Source organism: Aeromonas sp. QDB18 (assembly GCF_027705325.1).
GTDB classification, from domain to species: domain Bacteria; phylum Pseudomonadota; class Gammaproteobacteria; order Enterobacterales; family Aeromonadaceae; genus Aeromonas; species Aeromonas caviae.
In genome coordinates this window covers 20,281-34,026 of sequence record NZ_JAPDBQ010000029.1, presented here as the reverse complement: position 1 = coordinate 34,026, position 13,746 = coordinate 20,281, and the positions used below count along the sequence as shown (strand labels likewise).

Below are 13,746 nucleotides of genomic sequence, written 5' to 3'. Positions count from 1 at the left end.
ATCTCGCACCTCGATAACTGTACGTAAGATCAGTATAGTTCGTGGTAACTGACTGCTAATCATGGGTAATCAGGTTTCCATATCACCTTGTTATTTTGTTATTGGACGACCCTATCCAGGATCGGGCGGTAATATAACAAACAACATGTGACGGTTTTTCATCGGCGACTCACAAATTCCGCCAAATGTGATCATCCACGCAACCTGTTTCCCCTATTTGGAACAGAGGCACCCCACTCGCAGAGCAATTTCCCCCATGATGGCAGCCCGCCGGTAACGGTTATGGCATACTGCCCGCCAATCAATGCCAAGGAGTGCCTGGAATGGCCAAGTACGACAAAATTTCCCCCGAAACCCAGCAGGAGGCGATGAAGATCGCCCGTGCCAACCAGAAGCCGGGGCAGACCAAGGAGCAAACCCAGCTCATCGCCCAGGGGATCCAGAAGGGCATAGACGAATACAAGAAACAGATGAAGGCGAAGGCCCGCGAGGCCAGCCGCCAGAAGAAACTGCAAGCCAAAGCCAGGCACTCTTCCCAAGAGACACCGGAAGAGGAGAGCGAAGCCGAGGTCATCGAGCTCACCCGCCAGCACCCGCTGCCCTGGATCCTGCTGGTGCTGAGCTGGCTGGTATTTGCCGTGCTCTGGTTCTGGTTCCGCTGATCCTGCCCAGGCAAACCTTTGCCCTGCGATCCGCTTCACAGCCCGGGCGCGGGGGACTGGTCATTCCCCACCCGGACTGCCTACACTCTGCCCCCCTTGTCAGGAGACACTCATCATGAACCCGGCCCCGCTCTATCTGCTGGCTCCCCTCGCCCTCTTCCTCGTGACCCTGGTGCTCTATCGCATCTCGCCACTGCGGGCGGTTGCCGCCGGCCATGCCCGCTGGTTTATCCTGCCCGCCTTCACCCTCTTTATCCTGCTCATCGTCATCAATGGCGCTGCGGATCCCGCCCTGAGAAGCCCTGCTTTCCACTGGCTGATGCCGGGGTTCGGCTTTGCCCTGAGCCTGTTCCCTGCCCTGCCCAAGGCACTGGTACCGCGCCTGGCTATCAAGGAGGGAGCCTTTGCTGCCCTGGGTCTGATGCTGATGAGCCTTGCCATGGTCTACTGATCGGCAAGCGCTGGCGTCACGATGGCGCCAGCCCCCTTCTTGTACAAAGAATGGCCTTCAGGCATCTTGGTGGGCGGATAACCGGCATGGAGGCCAGATGAACAATCCGCCCGATTTCATGGCACTGTGGGATTATCAGGATCCCGTTGCCAGCGCCCAGCGTTTTCAAGCACTGCTGCCCGAGGCGCGTGCCGCCAACCTGCAATGGGAGCTGGAGCTCCTCACCCAGATAGCCCGCACCCATTCGCTGCAACGCCAGTTTGCACAGGCGCACCAGCTGCTCGACGAGATAGAACCCCGCCTCACCGAGGCGACTCCACGGGCCCGCCTGCGCGCCTTGCTGGAGCGTGGCCGCACCTTCAACTCCGCCGGTGACAAGGCCAGCGCCAGAGCCCTGTTTGAACAGGCCTGGCAACTGGGAGAGCAGTACGAAGAGCACTATCTGGCCATCGATGCGGCCCACATGGTGGCCATCGCCGCCCCCCTGGAGGAGCAGAGCCACTGGCACCAGCTGGCGATGACCCTGGCCGAGCGCAGTCACGACAAGCGGGCGCGAGGCTGGCTCGCCACCCTCTATAACAATCAGGGCTGGACCCTGTTCGAGCTGGGTCGCCTCGACGAGGCCATCGCCTGTCAGCAAAAGTGCCTGGCCTGGCACGAGCAGCACAACAACCAGGGCAAAGCCTTTATCGCCCGCTGGAGTCTGGCGCGCCTGAGCCGGGCCCAGGATCGCCATGAACAGGCCATGGCCGAACTGGCGCAGTTGCGCGACGACATGACTGCCGCAGGCGCCCCCGAGGATGGCTATGTGTTCGAGGAGCTGGGGGAGAATGCGCTCTTGCTCAATGATCCCGCGGCGACCGAGTACTTTGCCCGTGCCTGGTTTCTGCTGTCACAGGATGGCTGGTTCACCGCTAACTAGGCAGAACGACTGGCCAGGCTCAAGCTGCTCGCCAAACTCTGATAAGCGTGCGGGGCGACCAATTGGCCGCCCCGCACATCAGCATGTCTGCCCGGGAGTAGAGGTGACGGCTCAGGCCGGACTCGCCTCTTCCCAGCTCTGCTTCTTGCGATAAATCGTGGAAGGGCTTATTTCCAGCAGGGCCGCCGCCTTGGGGATGTTGCCGTCACAACTGGCGATGGCCTGCTCGATGGCCTCCTTTTCCACCTGCCAGAGCGGACGGACCTGCCTGCGAACGACGACGGATTCTGACTGGGGATCCGCGATCCCGACCACAGGCTCCGGGGCCAGGGTTCGCCCCCCGTTGAGGGGAGGTGGCAGGATATCCGGGCTCACCAGCTCGCCATCGTTGAGCACCACTATGTTGCGCACCACGTTTTGCAGCTCGCGCACGTTGCCGGGCCAGGGGTAGTCGAGCAGCACCTGCACTGCGTCCGCATCAAAGTCCCTGAACCGCTTGTTCTCCTCACCGGCATAACGCAATAGCAACTCCCGGGCCAGCAGCAGGATGTCCTCTCCCCGCTCCCTCAGGGGGGGCAGCGCCAGCGGGATCACGTGCAGGCGGTAGTAAAGGTCTTCACGAAACCGTCCGGCCTTGACCTCCACCAGGGGATCCCGGTTGGTGGCGCAGACAAAGCGCACATCCACCGTCTCCAGCTTGCCGCTGCCGACCCGCTGCAGGGTGCCGGTCTGGATGAAACGCAGCAGCTTGCTCTGCAGGTCGAGATCCATCTCGCAGATCTCGTCGAGGAAGAGGGTACCGCCGTCCGCCAGACTGGCCGCCCCCTTGCGATCCCCCTGGGCACCGGTAAACGACCCCTTCACGTGGCCGAAGATCTCGCTCTCCATCAGGTCATGGGGAATGGCGGCGCAGTTGAGGGCGATGAAGGGCTGATCCCGACGCGGGCTGCACTGGTGGATGGCCTCGGCGCACACCTCCTTGCCGGTGCCGCTCTCGCCAGTGATGAAGACGGTGGCCTTGCTCGGCGCCGCGCTCTCGATGATGCGATAGACCGCCTGCATCGCCATGGAGGCGCCGATGAAACCGGCAAAGGAGCTGCGCTCGAAGTTTTCCCGATACTGGGCCACCAGCGAGCTGAGCTGCTGGTGCTTCAGGGCATTGCGCGCCGTGGCGCACAGGCGCTTGCCATCGAACGGCTTGGTGAGAAAATCGAAGGCCCCGAACCGCATCGCCTCCACCGCCACATCCACCGAGCCGTGAGCGGTGATCACCACCACGGAGCAGGGCAGTTGCCGCTCCGTGATCTGCTGCAAGATGTCCATGCCGGACATGTCGGGCAACTCCAGGTCGAGCAGCACCACGGGGGGCGGGCTTGCCAGCAATTGTGCCAAAGCCTGCTGGCCACAATCTGCCAGCTGCACCTCGTAGCCATCCTGGGCCAGATACTGCTCATAGACGACCGCCAGACTGCGGGTATCTTCCACCAACAGGACACGGGGTTTGCTTTCAGCCACGAGATCCATCCTTGCGCTTGATTTTGTTGTCTATTCTGGGGGCTAGCCGCCACACACTCAAGACGGCCTCATCGCTTTATCCGGGGGATTGCGACAATACACAAGCAAAAACGGCTCCCTGGGGAGCCGTTTTTATGGTGCTTTGAGCTTATTTCTTGGCGTTGTCGCCATCGGCAGCCGGTTTTTCGATGGCCAGCAGCTCTACGTCAAATACCAGCACGGCGTTGGCCGGGATGGAACCTGCACCGTGCTCGCCATAGGCCAGCTTGGACGGCAGGAAGAACTTGAACTTGGAGCCGACCGGCATCAGTTGCACCCCTTCGGTCCAGCCCGGGATCACCTGGTTGAGCGGGAAGGTAGCCGGCTCGCCGCGATCGACGGAGCTGTCAAACTTGGTGCCATCAGTCAGGGTACCGGTGTAGTGTACCTTGACGATGTCGGTGGCCTTCGGCTTGGCGCCGTCACCCATCTTCTCGACCTGATATTGCAGGCCGGACTCAGTGCTCTTCACGCCCTCTTTCTTGGCGTTGGCAGCCAGGAACTCTTCACCCTTCTTCAGGTTTTCCACGGCATCCTTGTCGGCCTTCGCCTTGGTCAGCTCGTTGATCTTGGCGTCGTATTCCTGCAGAACCTTCTGGATCTCCTCGTCGGTCATCTTGGCTTCTTTGCCCAGACCGTCGGTGACACCCTTCAGGATCACGGTGTTGTCCAGCTTGATGCCGAGCTCCTGCTGGCGCTCCAGGGTATTGGCGATATAACGACCCATGGAGAGGCCGATCGCATAGCCGGATTGCTCTTCAAAGCTCTTGGCCTCAGCCTTGGGGGCCTCTGCCGGCTTGCTGGCTTCTGCCTTGACCTCTGCGGTGTTGGTCGCAGCAGGTTTCTCATCTTTTTGGCAAGCAGTCAGACCGACGGCAACCGCCGCAGCCAACAGGGACACCTTCAGAAAATTGTTCATCAGTTTCTCCAAAACTCTAAATACCGCTCTCGGTTCCTTCGTGAAATGAGAGGTTTATCGTGATAAGCGCCTTATACTAACGCCGTGATCGCAGGTAACGAAAGCATGAGACAGGAAAAATGATCAAAAGTGCCATTTATCTCATCGGTATTTGCCTGATGCTGACGGGGTGCGAACAACGCTCACTTCCCAGCCAGCAGATCCACCTCGCCAACCAGGGGCTGCTGAGCGCGGATCTCGCCAGTTCCGGCAAGCTCGCGCTCGTCTCCAGCCTGGGTCAGGGCACTGTGGTGTGGGATCTGGAACAGGGCAAGGAGCGCTGGCGCTGGCGCCAGAGCGACGACCAGGAGGAGTTCGTCACCCTGACCCGCTTCTCCCCCGATGACAGCCATGCCATCACCGCCACTCAGCACACCTTCGCCATCTGGCGCTTGCAGGATGGCCGCTCCCAGGGCTACTACTCCCTGCCAGAATCCCGCCTGCGCGATGCGGCGATCTCGGCGGATGGCCGCCAGGTGCTCATCGGCCGTGAAGACGGCAAGGCGGAGGTGGTCGACACCCAGACCGGACGCCGGCTGCAATTTCTTGGCCACACCGAACAGGTCAACACGGTGGATCTCTCCCCCAATGGTCGCTATGCCCTCACCGGCGGCAACGATTACAGCGCCTATCTGTGGGATACCCGCACGGGCCAGGTGGTGTGGCGCTTCAACCACGCCGGGCGAGTCGTGATGGCGAGACTGGATCCGTCCGGACGTTTCGCCTTCACCGCAGACAGTCGCCAGGCCAGCATCTGGGATCTCAAAACCGGCAAGGAGCACAGCAGGTTGCAATATGATCACCGCTTCGAGGTCTACACCAGCGCCCGCTTCGCCAACGGCGGCAACTGGCTCATCACCGGCGCCCCCTCCCGCCAGCTCACTCTGTGGCAGGTGAGTGACGGCCAGCCGTTGCAGAGCTGGCGCGTCTCGCCCCATCCCAAGGTGAAACCGCCGAGCGCTGTGGTCTATGGCGTGGCTTTGCGCGACAATGACCACCTCGTCAGTGCCAGCTCCAGTGGCCTGGCTGAAATCTGGACTATCAAGTAAGGACCAAAAGGCCCATGAGTCAGCAACTAAACGAACGCCTCGAAACCCTGGAAAGCCGCCTCGCTTTTGCCGAATACACGGTGGAGCAGCTCAACGACGAGGTCACCACCCAGGGTCGCGAGCTGGACCGGCTCAAACACCAGATCCATCTACTGGTGGATAAATTGCAGAGCGTACAGCCGAGCCAGATCGCCAGCATGGCCGAAGAGACGCCGCCACCGCACTACTGATGAGTGCCAGCCATAAAAAAACCCGCGCCATGCGCGGGTTTTTTTATCATCGGCCAGGCCGTGATCAGTGCTGATGGCCCTTGCCACCACAACCGCCACCACCGCAGCAACCACCGTGACCGTGATCGTCGCCGTGATCGTGTGCATGGTTGTGACCATGGCCGCCACAGCAGCCACCGTGGTCATGATCGTGATCATGGCCGTGATCATGGTCATGACCATGATCGTGACCGCAGCCACCAGCGCCGTGCACATGGCCATGGGCCAGCTCTTCGGCGGTCGCGGCACGCACGTCCTTGATCTCGACCTTGAAGCCCAGGGTCACGCCAGCCAGGGGATGATTGCCGTCCACCTTGATGAACTCCTCGGACACCTCGATGACGGTCACCGGGCGGTGGCCGTCGTCGGTCTCGGCCACAAAAGTATCCCCTTCAGACACTTCCATACCGTCGAACAGCTCGCCGGGCACTTCCTGCACCAGATTCTCGTCGTACTCGCCATAGGCCTGGTTCGGCGTCAGGGTGACGTCGAACGCCTCGCCCACGCTGCGACCTTCCAGCTCGGCTTCGAGGCCGGAGACCAGGTAACGGGTACCGTGCAGATACACCAGCGGCTCTTTACCGACAGTGGTGTCGATGACTTCACCGTGTTCGTCGGTGACCGTGTATTCCAGCGTAACCACGCTCAGGGGAGCTACTTTCATGTCAGGGATCCTGCGGATAGAAAAAAACGGGCTCAGAATACCTCAAAAAGGCAGACAAGCATATGGTCGGCCCGGCTTCAGTGTGATGAAAAAGTCATCAACAGCGACCAACCTGACCGACGTACCATCACCTTGAGGCATGGCACTCACTCGGGACGAAACACCCCAATCACCTGCTCCGCCTCGCGCGTCACCTTGTCCACCTGCTCCTGGGTCTGCACCTGGGTATCCCCGCACTCGACACAGGTCACCTTCTCGACTCCATGCTCCATATACAGCATCATGGTGTCCATCTTGCCGCACGCCGGGCAAACCGCCCCGGCAATGAAGCGTTTTTTACGTCTGGTTTCCATTTTCGTTACCTCCAGGCAGCATCATATCAGGGTTTTTACATGCATCACGCCATCGAATATCAGCATTTTTCCACTTCCACTCTTCAGGTAGGCCCCCGCAAGCGCTCCCCCATGGGCCAATTGCTGCGCGTCACCCAGGGGGCGGCGCTGCTGAAATTGGGTGCCCATGAGCTGCTGCTGACACCTGGCAGCCACTTCTGGCTCTGTGCCGATGCCCTCGCCGCCTTCACCACTCTGGCTGACTGCCAGCATGATCTGCTGGCCTGCTCCGTGCGGGTGCCCCAGCCCGCCCAGGCTGGCTGGTTGCAGGCAAGCCCGTTGATGGACGCACTGCTGGACAGCCTGGCGGCCTGGTCACGCCCCCGCGACTGGCAAGGCCCCTATGGGCAGCGGCTGCAAGTGGTGGGGGATGAGTTGCATGGCTGCACCATCTCGTCACTGGGGGATCAGGCACTGCAAGATGCCTGGCAAGCCCTGGCCAGAGCGCAGCCGGATAGCGTGGCTGCCTGGCAGACCCTGCTGGGCACTCGCGGTCTCGAGGGCCCGGACGCCCAGGCACTGCAGGATCAGTGGCAACTGTTGCAGGGGATTCGCCTGCTGCGAAGCGGCAGCACACCGTCACAGGTGGTGAGCAGGCTGGGTTATCGGGATGAAAGCGCGCTGGCCGAGGCTCATCTGCAATGGCTCGGGGCGCCCCTCTCCCCTCAGCCGTCCGCGACCCGATAAGAGAGGCATAAAAGGATGGCAAAAGAAATCCAGTTTTGCGGCTCACCGCCGCTAACAACAAAGGAGTCATTCATGTCACCATCTTTTATGCTGAACACCCGATTGACCGTCACCGACTAGATCAACAGGACATCCGCCATGACGAGCAAGGCCAACCAATCCCAAGGCATGTTGCTGTTCCACCTCTCTGCCAGACAATCTTTCGCCATCGGTACCCTCAAGGTGAAGGAGATCGTGCCCTACACCCAGCTCACCGCCCTGCCACAATCCCATCCCACCGTGCTCGGGGCCGCCAGCATGCGCGGCACCACCATCCCGGTGATCGACATGGCAATGGCCGTGGGCTACCGCCCCATCAGCCGGGAGGAGATGCCCCACTGCTTCATCATCATCACCGATTGCCGCCGTACCCTGGTGGGCTTTCTGGTGCGGGGCATCGACAAGATCACCGAGTGCAACTGGCGTGACATCGAGCCGCCCCCTCCCTCTTTGGGACAGAACGTCTTCGTCACCGGTGTGACCCGGGTGGGAGATCAGTTGATCCAGTTGCTGGATGTGGAACTCATCCTGTCGCGGGTCTATCCGGACGATCCCAGCCATCTCTACCCCGTGCTGACCGACGTGCAGCGCGAGAGGCTCAAGCCGATGCGGATCCTGCTGGTGGACGACTCCTCTGTCGCCCGTCGCCAGCTCATGGCGGCGCTCGATTACATCAACATCCCCTACGAGGTCTGCACCAACGGACGCGACGCCCTCACCCTGATGCAGACCCGGGTCTCCCAGGGCACGCGGATCGACATCCTGGTGAGCGATATCGAGATGCCGGGACTGGATGGTTACGAGCTGGCCTTCGAGGTGCAGAGCGATGCCAAGCTGGCGGGAGCCTACATCATCCTGCACACCTCCCTCTCCAGCGAGATCAGCGTGGAGCGGGCCCATCAGGTCGGCGCCCACGAGGCGCTCACTAAGTTTGAAGCCAACGAACTGATCCAGGCCATGCTACGCGGCGCCGAGCACCACGATCGTCTGTTGGCCTGATGTCGCGGCGAGCCAAGGGCTCGCCGCCCCCTTTTCCTTCCTGCTCTTCCGAGTCGTTGCATGTTGACAGAAAGCCACTTTCACGCCCCCTGGTGGGCCCGCAACCCCCATCTGCAAACCATTTTGCCCAAGTGGCTGCGCCGCTCGCCTGCCCGCTTCATCCAGGAGCGCTTCGAACTTCCGGACGGCGATTTCGTTGATCTGGCCTGGAGCGGCGAACCCGGCCAGGATGAACAACCCCTGGTGGTGGTGTTCCACGGACTGGAGGGGAGCATTCACTCCCACTATGTCAAGGGGCTCTTTGCCCACCTGCAGCGGCAAGGGAACGAGGCGGTGCTGATGCACTTTCGGGGGTGCAGTGGCGAGCCGAATCGGCTGCTGCAGGCCTATCACTCAGGCGCCATCGAGGACGCCCAGACGGTGATTGCCGAGCTGGAGCGGCGTTTTCCTGGCCGCCCCCTGGTCGCCATCGGCTATTCCCTGGGGGGCAACATGCTGGTCAATCTGCTGGCGCGGGCCTGCCCGGCACCATTGAAGGCGGCGGTGGTAGTGTCGGCCCCGCTGCAACTGGCAAGCTGTGCCGATCGGGTCAATCAGGGCTTCTCACGGGTCTATCAGAACTACCTGCTGCGGACCATGCGAACCAACCTGCAAAGCAAGATCCGGCGCCAGAGCGCGGCACGGGCGCGCTGGCAGCCGACCCAGATCACCCGCATCGCCACACTGAGGGAGTTCGACGAGCTGGTGACGGCACCGCTCCATGGTTTCGAAAGCGCCGATCACTACTACCAGACCTGCTCCGGCCTGAGCCTGCTGGCCCGCATTCCCATCCCGACCCTCGTTATTCACGCCGCCGACGATCCCTTCATGACCGATGCCGTCATTCCGGCGGCGGAGCAGCTCTCCCCTCTGGTGCGCTACGAGCTGAGCCGCCAGGGCGGCCACGTGGGCTTCCTGCACGGCTCTCCCTGGCACCCCCGCTTCTGGCTGGATGAGCGCATCAGCCAGTGGTTGCGGGAACAGACTCAGGGCGCGAACCGGTAACCGTTGCGCCCCTCTTCCTTGGCCTGATAGAGGGCGCCATCGACCCGCTCGAGCAGCATGACGAGGCTCTCCCCGGCTCGCCACTGGGCTATCCCCTGGCTCAGGGTGAGGTGGGGGGCTACGTCGGAATCCTCATGGGGCAGAGCCCTGGCCGCCAGAGTGGCGCGAATGCGCTCCGCCACCTCCTGGCCACCGGCCAGCGTCGTCTCCTGCAGCAACACCACGAACTCCTCTCCCCCGTAGCGCGCCACCAGATCGCCGGGCTCCCGCACACTCTCCTCCAGGCACTCGGCCACCAAGATCAGGCACTCATCCCCCGCCTGATGCCCATAGCGATCGTTGTAGCGCTTGAAGAAATCCACATCGAGCAGGATCACGGTGAGCGGTACATCCTGGGTGGTGCCTTGCGCAATGGCACGCTTGCACGCCTGATCGAAGTGGCGACGGTTGGCTATGCCGGTCAGGGGATCCCGGTTGGCCATGGCATTCATCTTGTTTGCCAGCATCAGGTTGTCGTGCTCCCTTGACACCGCAAGCTCGAACCAGCCGTTGAGCATGCGCCGTCCCGTCTCCAGCACCACTAGCAAGACCCCGACCACTATGGTGTTGACCAGAACAAAGGGCTCAGGACTCCAGGAGGCTCTCACCAACAAGAACAGCAGGGGGACAGAAACCAGTGCGTAAAACAGCCGCACATCGCAATACGCGGCGACGAGACCGGTCAGCAGCAACAGACTGACCATGTTGAAAATGAAACTGAAGCCCCCCTTCAAGTCGACGATCGAGATGGTGTAACCCACCATGGCCCAGGCCAGGGCACAGACGCACAGGGACACCAGCCAGATGGCATGGGATTGACGGGAGAGCCAGCCCCACCCGAGCGGCAGCAGCAGGCCAACACCTATCATGGCAAAGAGCTGCCATTTGTATGACCAGGGCAGGTTGCCGACCAGTACCAGGTGTGCATCCCGATAGATGTAGAAGCGGGTCAGCAGAAATACGAGGGCGATGAGATTGATGACCCAGTACCAGCGCAAACCGGCGCTCAGGGCGCGGCGGCGGGCATCGAAAAGGTGCTGTTCGAATTGACTGGAGGGTCGGCGTGCGTCAATGGATTGCATGGCACCCCTCGTCCAAAACGAGACAAATCCCTTGCGCTTGCCGACCAGACATCGACAATATCCGCAACCCACTGAGTGAAGATGAAATCATGATTATCCCCTGGCAAGAACTGGAGCCGGACACCCTCACCAACCTGCTCGAACACTTTGTGCTGCAAGAAGGCACCGAATACGGTGAACAGGATGTCAGCCTGACCGACAAGGTCGAAGCAGTCAGGCAACAATTGCTACAAGGTAGCGCCGTGCTTGTCTACAGCGAGCTGCACGAAAGTGTCAATGTCGTCCCAAAGACTCATTTAAGCAAGTCACCCACTGACGACTTCCCCCAAGCGTAACGCGGTCACGGCTTATCGGGCGGCTCACCCCGCCCTCCCCCCATCTAACTCGCACCATCAGGCCGCATGGCCAGCTCGCCACCCAGCAGCGCCTATTCCGGCGTCCCCGGAGCACGGGGCAGCCCTCGTTCACAGCTATTGCCGGGAAGCGTGGGGGCAGCGGGAGGATGACGGCGCACTTGACCGCACTTTGGGCCACCCCTTATAACGGAACTCCCAAGGAAGAGAGAATTCTATGTCCGCCAAGCATCCCATCATCGCGGTCACCGGTTCGTCCGGTGCCGGTACTTCCACCTCCACCAACGCCTTCCGATCCATGTTCCACCAGCTTGGATACAAGGCGGCCGTGGTCGAGGGGGACAGTTTTCACCGCTACACCAGGCCCGAGATGGACGTGGCGATCCGCAAGGCCCGGGAGCAGGGGCGGCATATCAGCTACTTCGGCCCGGAGGCCAACGACTTCGGTCTGCTGGAGTCCTTTTTCCAGGAGTATGGCCAGAGCGGCACCGGCCAGTATCGGCGCTATCTGCACAGCTTCGACGAGGCGGTGCCTTTCAACCAGATGCCTGGCACCTTCACCCCCTGGCAGGATCTGCCCGGCGAGACGGATCTGCTGTTCTACGAAGGACTGCATGGCGGCGTGGTCACGGGGGAGCACAACGTGGCGCGGCACGTGGACTTTCTCATCGGCGTGGTGCCCATCGTCAACCTGGAGTGGATCCAGAAGCTCATTCGCGACACCTCGGAACGCGGCCACTCCCGCGAGGCGGTGACCGACTCCATCGTGCGTTCCATGGACGACTACATCAACTTCATCACGCCGCAGTTCTCCCGCACCCACATCAACTTCCAGCGGGTGCCGACCGTCGATACTTCCAACCCTTTCAGCGCCAAGGTGATACCCAGCCTGGACGAGAGTATGCTGGTGATCAGGTTTCGGGGCATCAAGCAGGTGGACTTCCCCTACCTGCTGTCGATGATAGACGGCGCCTTCATGTCCAGGATGAACACCATCGTCGTGCCGGGTGGCAAGATGGGCTTCGCAATGGAACTGATCCTGCGCCCCCTGATCCAGCAACTGATCGAAACGGGCAAGATCACCTGAGCCAAGGAGCTTAACGATGCGCGCTGCACTTCTCTCATTCACGCTGGCAACCCTGCTGGGGGGTTGCAGCTCCGGCCCCGCCGCCCCCACGGTCGAAACGGGCACCATGGTGGTTCGCCCGGCGGAGCATTGGACCTACGGGGCGACACCACGCTATGCGCTGGCCGAACAATTCCAGTATGCGGGCAACAGCGCCGCGCCCTGGCTCGAGCCGGTACAGCAGGCCGTCATCCGGCAACTGGACGGCAAAGGCTGGCGCAGCGTTCCCCTGGATGAGGCCGACGTATGGGTCGCCATCGGGGTAGCTGGCAGCCAGGACATGAGCGATGGCGAGATCTTCTCCCGCCTCGGCATGACACCGGGCCTGAACGCCGCTACCAATGCCCGCAAGGGGACCCTGGCCGTCGTGCTGCTCGACGGGCATAGCCAGAAAGCGGTGTGGAGCAGCGCCATCCAGCTCGCCAGCGACGTGCCTGTCGCAGAGGAGGCCCGTGGCCAGCTTAGCCAGCAACTGGCCGTCCAGTTGCTGGGCTCGCTACCGTCAGAATGATGTCTCGTTCAACAAAAACGGCCTGCTTCACGCAGGCCGTTTTCCATGCACGCCGTGACGGCATCAGGGTCACTTCAACTCGCAGGTCAGCTGGGTCACACCGCTCTTGACCAGGGTGGCCTGCTTGTCCTGACGGGAGAAGGTAGTCACCCCGTCGGAATAGCTGGCAGTCTCTTTGGGCGACTCGATGCGCCCCAGCTTGTGATAGACACCGGCATAAGGGAACTGCACCATGTCGGCCTGGGCATCATAGGTGATGGCCAGCAACTCTTCCCCGCACTGATACTGGCTGTATTGATACTGGGTCGGCTGCGGCATGCTGCAGGCGGCCAGACCGAACAGGGGAAGCAACATCATCATTTTTTTCATCGCACTTTCCTTATGTCATGGCGTTATCGACGGGACAAACTTTAGCGGTTAACCCTCAAGAATTTGATAACTATGGGTAATTTCTACCGCTTTTTCCAACATCAGGGAAACTGAACAATATTTTTCCATGGACAGATCCACCGCACGGGCGACCTGCTTCTCCGCCAGACTCTTGCCGGTCACCACGAACTTGAGGTGGATCTGCTCAAATACCCGGGGAACGGTATCGGCGCGGGTCCCTTCCAGTTCGACATGGCAGGCAGTCACTGACTGACGGGCCTTCTCCAGAATGGAGACCACATCGATGGAGCTGCAACCGCCGACAGCCAGCAGGATCATCTCCATCGGGCTGGCACCTTCACCCGGGTTGGCGCCATCCAGGGTCACCTGATGACCGGACTCGCTCTCCCCCACAAACTTCATGCCTTCCACCCAGCTGACCTTGGCTTTCATCTCTCACTTTCCTCTCAATGACGACGGTTCTAACGCCCATAGCATACCTCAAGCCGGGGTCGAGTGGCACATGCGCCAGGATCTTGCCCGTTCCCGACGATAAAGCCCCGTTTGTGGCGACAG

At 61.2% G+C, this 13,746-nt stretch carries 18 protein-coding genes; 11 read left to right on the top strand and 7 right to left on the bottom strand.

Annotation, left to right across the window (positions count from 1 at the left end):
- Positions 1–323: 323 nt before the first annotated feature.
- The 3 genes from OKC30_RS07015 (at position 324) to OKC30_RS07005 (ending at position 2,035) form a co-directional block, all read left to right on the top strand.
- Positions 324–662 carry a DUF2956 domain-containing protein gene (locus OKC30_RS07015; RefSeq protein WP_010673255.1) on the top strand — a complete coding sequence of 113 codons (339 nt, stop codon included), beginning with the start codon at positions 324–326 and terminating at the stop codon, positions 660–662.
- A 115-nt stretch (positions 663–777) separates the two neighbouring features.
- Positions 778–1,113: a hypothetical protein gene (locus tag OKC30_RS07010; protein WP_010673254.1), complete on the top strand. Its 336-nt coding sequence runs from the start codon at positions 778–780 to the stop codon at positions 1,111–1,113.
- Positions 1,114–1,210: 97 nt separating this feature from the next.
- Positions 1,211–2,035, top strand: a complete 825-nt coding sequence (locus tag OKC30_RS07005) for a tetratricopeptide repeat protein (RefSeq protein WP_270666746.1) — start codon at positions 1,211–1,213, stop codon at positions 2,033–2,035.
- A gap of 111 nt (positions 2,036–2,146) precedes the next feature.
- On the opposite strand, the gene OKC30_RS07000 is transcribed toward OKC30_RS07005, so the two are convergent.
- Both OKC30_RS07000 and fkpA read right to left on the bottom strand, forming a co-directional pair.
- Positions 2,147–3,550, bottom strand: coding sequence for a sigma-54-dependent transcriptional regulator (locus tag OKC30_RS07000; RefSeq protein ID WP_109111731.1), 1,404 nt, complete (start codon positions 3,548–3,550; stop codon positions 2,147–2,149).
- A gap of 148 nt (positions 3,551–3,698) precedes the next feature.
- Complete coding sequence (gene fkpA, locus OKC30_RS06995) at positions 3,699–4,508, bottom strand: FKBP-type peptidyl-prolyl cis-trans isomerase (RefSeq protein ID WP_029313875.1); 810 nt, start codon at positions 4,506–4,508, stop codon at positions 3,699–3,701.
- A gap of 119 nt (positions 4,509–4,627) precedes the next feature.
- Between fkpA and OKC30_RS06990 the strand changes: the two genes are divergently transcribed.
- Together OKC30_RS06990 and OKC30_RS06985 are read left to right on the top strand one after the other, a co-directional pair.
- Positions 4,628–5,596, top strand: coding sequence for a WD40 repeat domain-containing protein (locus OKC30_RS06990; RefSeq protein WP_109111702.1), 969 nt, complete (start codon positions 4,628–4,630; stop codon positions 5,594–5,596).
- A gap of 14 nt (positions 5,597–5,610) precedes the next feature.
- Complete coding sequence (locus tag OKC30_RS06985; RefSeq protein WP_010673249.1) at positions 5,611–5,826, top strand: SlyX family protein; 216 nt, start codon at positions 5,611–5,613, stop codon at positions 5,824–5,826.
- 64 nt (positions 5,827–5,890) lie between these two features.
- On the opposite strand, the gene OKC30_RS06980 is transcribed toward OKC30_RS06985, so the two are convergent.
- Entirely contained in the window at positions 5,891–6,529 is a 639-nt protein-coding gene (locus tag OKC30_RS06980) for an FKBP-type peptidyl-prolyl cis-trans isomerase (protein WP_010673248.1), read from the bottom strand.
- A 146-nt stretch (positions 6,530–6,675) separates the two neighbouring features.
- Complete coding sequence (locus tag OKC30_RS06975) at positions 6,676–6,882, bottom strand: YheV family putative zinc ribbon protein (protein WP_039040049.1); 207 nt, start codon at positions 6,880–6,882, stop codon at positions 6,676–6,678.
- A 39-nt stretch (positions 6,883–6,921) separates the two neighbouring features.
- On the opposite strand from OKC30_RS06975, the gene OKC30_RS06970 reads away from it, so the two are divergent.
- From OKC30_RS06970 to OKC30_RS06960, 3 genes are all read left to right on the top strand, one after another.
- Positions 6,922–7,608, top strand: coding sequence for a hypothetical protein (locus tag OKC30_RS06970; RefSeq protein ID WP_119197375.1), 687 nt, complete (start codon positions 6,922–6,924; stop codon positions 7,606–7,608).
- Positions 7,609–7,746: 138 nt separating this feature from the next.
- Positions 7,747–8,646 carry a chemotaxis protein gene (locus OKC30_RS06965; protein ID WP_045523724.1) on the top strand — a complete coding sequence of 300 codons (900 nt, stop codon included), beginning with the start codon at positions 7,747–7,749 and terminating at the stop codon, positions 8,644–8,646.
- Positions 8,647–8,706: 60 nt separating this feature from the next.
- Positions 8,707–9,690: a hydrolase gene (locus OKC30_RS06960; protein ID WP_270662537.1), complete on the top strand. Its 984-nt coding sequence runs from the start codon at positions 8,707–8,709 to the stop codon at positions 9,688–9,690.
- On the opposite strand, the gene OKC30_RS06955 is transcribed toward OKC30_RS06960, so the two are convergent.
- A complete protein-coding gene (locus tag OKC30_RS06955) occupies positions 9,672–10,811 on the bottom strand; it encodes a GGDEF domain-containing protein (RefSeq protein ID WP_119197373.1) in 1,140 nt (379 codons plus the stop codon). The genes OKC30_RS06960 and OKC30_RS06955 overlap by 19 nt on opposite strands.
- An 89-nt stretch (positions 10,812–10,900) precedes the next feature.
- Here OKC30_RS06955 and OKC30_RS06950 point away from each other — a divergent pair, with 89 nt between their 5' ends.
- From OKC30_RS06950 to OKC30_RS06940, 3 genes are all read left to right on the top strand, one after another.
- Positions 10,901–11,146, top strand: a complete 246-nt coding sequence (locus OKC30_RS06950) for a YheU family protein (RefSeq protein WP_010673242.1) — start codon at positions 10,901–10,903, stop codon at positions 11,144–11,146.
- Between the two features lie 235 nt (positions 11,147–11,381).
- Positions 11,382–12,251 (top strand): phosphoribulokinase, encoded by an 870-nt coding sequence (locus OKC30_RS06945; protein ID WP_010673241.1) that lies wholly within the window; start codon positions 11,382–11,384, stop codon positions 12,249–12,251.
- A 16-nt stretch (positions 12,252–12,267) separates the two neighbouring features.
- On the top strand, positions 12,268–12,801 hold the full coding sequence (locus OKC30_RS06940; RefSeq protein WP_119197372.1) for a hypothetical protein: 534 nt from the start codon (positions 12,268–12,270) through the stop codon (positions 12,799–12,801).
- A 69-nt stretch (positions 12,802–12,870) separates the two neighbouring features.
- On the opposite strand, the gene OKC30_RS06935 is transcribed toward OKC30_RS06940, so the two are convergent.
- Positions 12,871–13,170: a hypothetical protein gene (locus OKC30_RS06935; RefSeq protein ID WP_010673239.1), complete on the bottom strand. Its 300-nt coding sequence runs from the start codon at positions 13,168–13,170 to the stop codon at positions 12,871–12,873.
- A 48-nt stretch (positions 13,171–13,218) separates the two neighbouring features.
- Positions 13,219–13,623: an OsmC family protein gene (locus tag OKC30_RS06930; protein ID WP_041211191.1), complete on the bottom strand. Its 405-nt coding sequence runs from the start codon at positions 13,621–13,623 to the stop codon at positions 13,219–13,221.
- Between the last annotated feature and the right edge of the window lie 123 nt (positions 13,624–13,746).